The sequence below is a fragment of the Isoptericola sp. S6320L genome (assembly GCF_023015685.1).
Taxonomy (GTDB): Bacteria; Actinomycetota; Actinomycetes; order Actinomycetales; family Cellulomonadaceae; genus Isoptericola; species Isoptericola halotolerans_A.
Window position 1 is genome coordinate 1 of the sequence record NZ_JALKAT010000061.1, and the last position, 4,887, is coordinate 4,887.

The window sequence follows — 4,887 nt, forward strand, 5'->3', positions numbered from 1 at the left end:
ACACGCCGCCTCCACCACCGGCACAGCGGCGTGTCGTGCACCCACAGCGTGCGAGGGCGGGGTGCGGGGCGGCCACGATGACGGAGATGACGGAAGTCCGGTCACGCTCGCGACGAGCGGGGCCGGGCCTCTCTGCGCGACGACGCTGCCGCCGTCGGGCAGGGTCACAGGGTCGCCGTTCGGATCAGGCCACGGGGGCCGTCGGGTAGTAGACCGTCGGCCAGTTCCCGCCGTCGGGGTACTGGAGGCTCCGGCGCCGCAGGTACACGCCCACGCTCCACTTCGTCCCCGACTCGTCGCGCGGCTCCCCCACCGCTATGTATCCGCGGTACGGCGGCGTCCAGAACTGGTAGCCACCCCATCCCGCACCGCCCTCGAGCCCGTCGATCGCGTCAACCAACCAGGAGCGAAGCCACGGCTCGTCGAAGCCGAAGCCCTTCATGGCGTCATCGAAGGTGCGCGGTCCGTCGTCATCGCGCGGGGTCGTGTCGGCGACGGAGAATCTGGTGAGGTTCATCAGCCCATCGTCGCGGCACGCCGGGGTGTCGTCATCACCGCCGGCGGGCGAATTCAAGCTCGGCCGCTGTGGGTGCACGACACGCCGCCTACACCATGGGCACAGCGGCGTGTCGTACACCCACAGCGTGCGGGGGCGGGGTGCGGGGCGGCGGCGATGACGGAGACGACGGAGGCCCGGTCACGCTCGCGACGAGCGGGACCGGGCCTCTCAGCGTGGCGGCGCTACCGCCGTCGGGCGGGCGATCAGAAGTTGATCATGTGTCCCGCGAGACCGTGGATGGCCTCCTGGACGGACTCGGACAGCGTCGGGTGGGTGTGCACGTTGCGCGCCACCTCGTCGGCGGTGAGGTCCCACTTCTGCGCGAGGGTGAGCTCGGGCAGCAGCTCGGACACGTCCGGGCCGATGAGGTGCCCGCCGAGCAGCTCGTTGTACTTGGCGTCGGCGACGAGCTTGACGAACCCGACCGGGTCGCCGAGGCCGTGCGCCTTGCCGTTCGCCATGAACGGGAAGGTGGAGACCTTGACGTCGTAGCCCTCGTCCTTGGCCTGCGCCTCGGTGAGGCCGAAGGAGGCCACCTGCGGCTGGCAGAACGTGGCGCGCGGCATCATGCGGTAGTCGCCCAGCGTCATCGTCTCGGCGTCGCCGATCGTCTCGGCGGCGACCACGCCCTGCGCCTCGGCGACGTGGGCGAGCATGAGCTTCGCCGTGACGTCACCGATGGCGTAGATGTGCGGCACGTTGGTGCGCATGTGGTCGTCGATGGCGATGGCGCCGCGCTCGGTGAGCTGCACGCCGGTGTTCTCCAGCCCGAATTTCTCGACGTTCGGCGCGAAGCCCACGGCCATGAGGACCTTGTCGACCTCGAGCGAGCCGGGCTTGTCGTCCTTGACGCCCTTGTAGGAGACGGTGACGGACGAGCCCTTGTCCTCGACGGTCTGCACGGCCGTGGAGGTGAGGATCTTGACGCCCAGCTTCTTGTACTGCTTGGCGATCTCCTTGGAGACGTCCGCGTCCTCGTTGGGCAGCGCCCGGTCGAGGAACTCGATGATGGTGACGTCCACGCCGTAGTTCTTCATGACGTACGCGAACTCCATGCCGATGGCGCCGGCGCCGACGATGGCGATCGACTTCGGCAGCTCGCGCGTCATGATCTGCTTCTCGTACGTCACGACGTTGTCGGAGAGCTCGACGCCGGGCAGCAGGCGCACCTTGGAGCCGGTCGCGATGATCACGTTGTCGAACGTCACCGTCTCGGTGCCGCCCTTGTTGAGGGTCACCTCGATGGTGTTGGCGTCGCGGAACGCGCCGCGGCCGTCGTACTCGGTGATCTTGTTCTTCTTCATGAGGAAGTGGACGCCCTTGACACGGCCGTCCGCGACGTCGCGGGACCGGTCGAACGCCTTGCCGAAGTCGAACGTCACGTCACCGGACATGCCGAAGAAGTCGGCCTGGTGGGTGAACAGGTGCGCGAGCTCCGCGTTGCGCAGCAGGGCCTTGGAGGGGATGCAGCCCACGTTGAGGCAGACACCACCCCAGTACTTCTCCTCGATGATGGCGACGGACTTGCCGAGCTGTGCCGCACGGATCGCGGCGACATAGCCGCCGGGGCCAGCTCCGAGGAGGACGACGTCGTAGTGGGAAGCCATGGGGCCACCCTATGAGGTCTCGGTGACCGGTGCGGCGTGATCTGTGTCGCACCAGCCCGGGACGGCGCGCAGACGGCGCCTCAGCGCACCGAGTCGACGCCGTCGTTGGCCAGCTGGTCGGCCCGCTCGTTGCCCGGGTCCCCGGCGTGCCCCTTGACCCAGACCCAGCTCACCTGGTGGCGCCCGACCTCGGCGTCGAGGGCCTGCCACAGGTCCACGTTCTTCACGGGCTTCTTGGCCGACGTCGTCCAGCCGTTGCGCTTCCAGCCGGCGATCCACGTCTTCATGCCGTTCATGACGTAGGACGAGTCGGTGTGCACGGTGACGGCGCTCGGCTGCTTGAGCGCGCGCAGCGCCTCGACGACCGCGGTGAGCTCCATCCGGTTGTTGGTGGTGAGCTTCTCGCCGCCGAACAGCTCCTTGGTGTGCTCGCCGGACCTCAGCAGCGCACCCCACCCCCCGAGCCCCGGGTTTCCCTTGCAGGCCCCGTCGGTCCACATCTCCACGATCGGCATGTCACTCACGCCGGTCACCCTATGTCCCCCACGGCCCCGCGGGTGTCAGGGGTGCGGCATAGCGTCGGTCCTGCGGCACACGTCCAGGGACGACGACGGAGGGCATCATGAAGTTCGGGTTCATCGGGAGCTACGGGAGCCCCGCGCAGCAGGTGCGGCTCGCCCAGGAGTGCGAGGCCCACGGCTGGGACGGGTTCTTCACCTGGGACGGCGTGAGCCTGGACGACGAGGGTTTCGGAGCCCAGCCCACGTGGGACCCGTTCGGTCTGCTCGCGGCCGTCGCCGCGGTGACCGAGCGGATCACGCTGGGCGCGATGATCTTCGCGCTCCCCCGCCGGCGCCCCTGGGAGCTCGCCCAGCAGGTCCTCACGGTCGACCACCTCTCCGGTGGGCGGCTCGTGCTCCCCGTGGGTGTCGGTGTGCCGATCGACCGCGCGTTCACGTCAGTGAAGGGCCAGCCCTCCACGCTGCGCGAGCGTGCGCGCGCCCTCGACGAGGTGCTCGCCTGGCTCGACCGGTCCTGGTCCGGGGAGTCCTTCGAGCGCGACGGCGAGTGGGCGGGCACGGGCACGTTCCGGTTCCCCGTCCCACCCGTCCGCGGCCGGGTCCCGGTGTGGCCGGTGGCCGTCTGGGACGCGGCTCAGCCACCGCGGCGCAGCCTGGACCGTGCCCTGCGGTGGGACGGCATGGTGCCGCAGGTCCGCGGTGACTCCCCCGAGGACGCCGAGGCGGGCCCGGAGCACATCCGCGAGCTGACCGCCTGGATCGCCGAGCACCGCGACAGCGAGGCCGGGCCCTACGACGTGATCATGCAGGGCCGGCTCGACGCCGACCCGGACAGGGCCAGGGACCAGGCCCGCGCCGCTGCGGGCGCGGGCGCCACCTGGTGGATCGAGTCCTGGTGGGACCCGACCACCACCACACCGGAGAGCCTCCTCGACCGCGCCCGCCACGGACCGCCGGCACTCTGACCCTGGACACCGCACACCACCAATGATTTAATGCGTTGATTCATTGGGTGAATGACCAGGAGGTGCGCATGTTCGCAAGTGCCGTCGTCGTGGTGGCGCTGGTCGCGGTGGTCCTGCCCGCGGCTCTGGTCGGGCTCGTGCTGTGGGTGGTTCGCCGCGCGCACGACGCCGACGGCGCGCCCGCGCGGGCAGCGCGGCGCCACGAGCTGGTGGTCTCCACGGTCGCCACGAGCGCCGCGGTGGTCTGCACGATCGTGCTCGTCGCCCAGCCCGTCGTCGGGCCCGGGTGGGCACCGGCCCCCGGCACGCTGCAGGCGGTGGCACCGTTCGCCGTCGCGCTGGTGTTCTGCACGGTCCGCGCCGTCGGCGAGCAGACCTGGCCCCGCCCCGGCGGGCAGGTCCGCTCGGCGCCGCTGGTCCGCCGGACCGTCCGGTCGCTCGGGGGCGTGCGCCTCCGCCTGGCGCTGGCGACCGCGGGCGGGCTCGGACTCGTCCTGATCGCCTGCGGCCTCACCGCCGACCCCACCGGCCGGGCCTTCCCCACCGGCCCCGCCGCGTTCCCCGACGGCGGAGTCGTGACGGGTGCCTCCGGCCCCTACCCGGGATGGCCCTACGGCGTGCCGATGCTGCTCGGGCTCGTCGTCACCGTCGTCGCGACGCTGCTCACGCTGCGCACGATCACGCGGCGGCCGCCGCTCCACGGCGTCCCCGCCCCCGACGACGACGCCGTGCGCGCGACCAGCGCCGCCCGACTCCTCGGTGCCGTCCAGCTGTGCCTCGGCGTCGCGCTCGGCGCGACCCTCGCCGTGGCCGGGAACGCGGTGCGCGTCGGCGGCGAGGGGCTGGCGATCAACGGCGCTCCGACCGGCGGCCTCGTCGCGCTCGGGGTGGCCCTGTCCCTGGCGGGCGTGGCGGTCGCCGTCGCCTCGGTCGTCACGGCGATCCTGGCGGCGTGGCCCCGGACGCCGCGCCGCGCCGCGACCTCGACGCTCGCCGCGGCATGAGCGACATCGTCGTCACGCTCGGCGCGCCCGTCCCGGTCTACGAGCAGATCCGATCCCAGGTCGCGGCGGCGGTCGCCGTGGGCACCCTCCGGCCCGGCGCCCGGCTGCCGGCTTCGCGCGACCTCGCGCGCGACCTCGGGATCGCCGTCGGTACCGTCCAGCGCGCCTACCGCGAGCTCGAGGCGAGCGGGGTGGTGATCTCCCGGCGCCGCACGGGCACCGTGGTCGCAC

6 protein-coding genes are annotated in these 4,887 nt (G+C 71.8%); 3 read left to right on the plus strand and 3 right to left on the minus strand.

Annotated features, from left to right (window positions below; genetic code table 11):
* Positions 1–184: 184 nt before the first annotated feature.
* The 3 genes from MWU57_RS17815 to rnhA form a co-directional block, all read right to left on the minus strand.
* A complete protein-coding gene (locus MWU57_RS17815) occupies positions 185–517 on the minus strand; it encodes a hypothetical protein (protein ID WP_246911033.1) in 333 nt (110 codons plus the stop codon).
* Between the two features lie 245 nt (positions 518–762).
* Positions 763–2,166 (minus strand): dihydrolipoyl dehydrogenase, encoded by a 1,404-nt coding sequence (gene lpdA / locus MWU57_RS17820; RefSeq protein WP_246911034.1) that lies wholly within the window; start codon positions 2,164–2,166, stop codon positions 763–765.
* 80 nt (positions 2,167–2,246) lie between these two features.
* Positions 2,247–2,681, minus strand: coding sequence for a ribonuclease HI (rnhA, locus tag MWU57_RS17825; protein WP_246911039.1), 435 nt, complete (start codon positions 2,679–2,681; stop codon positions 2,247–2,249).
* A 107-nt stretch (positions 2,682–2,788) separates the two neighbouring features.
* Here rnhA and MWU57_RS17830 point away from each other — a divergent pair, with 107 nt between their 5' ends.
* From MWU57_RS17830 to MWU57_RS17840, 3 genes are all read left to right on the plus strand, one after another.
* The gene (locus MWU57_RS17830; RefSeq protein ID WP_246911035.1) at positions 2,789–3,652 is read left to right on the plus strand and encodes an LLM class flavin-dependent oxidoreductase; all 864 of its coding nucleotides are present in this window, start codon (positions 2,789–2,791) and stop codon (positions 3,650–3,652) included.
* A gap of 68 nt (positions 3,653–3,720) precedes the next feature.
* Complete coding sequence (locus MWU57_RS17835) at positions 3,721–4,656, plus strand: hypothetical protein (RefSeq protein ID WP_246911037.1); 936 nt, start codon at positions 3,721–3,723, stop codon at positions 4,654–4,656.
* Positions 4,653–4,887 (plus strand): GntR family transcriptional regulator (locus MWU57_RS17840; protein WP_246911038.1); only part of this gene is annotated, 235 nt, incomplete at its 3' end. The genes MWU57_RS17835 and MWU57_RS17840, both read left to right, overlap by 4 nt.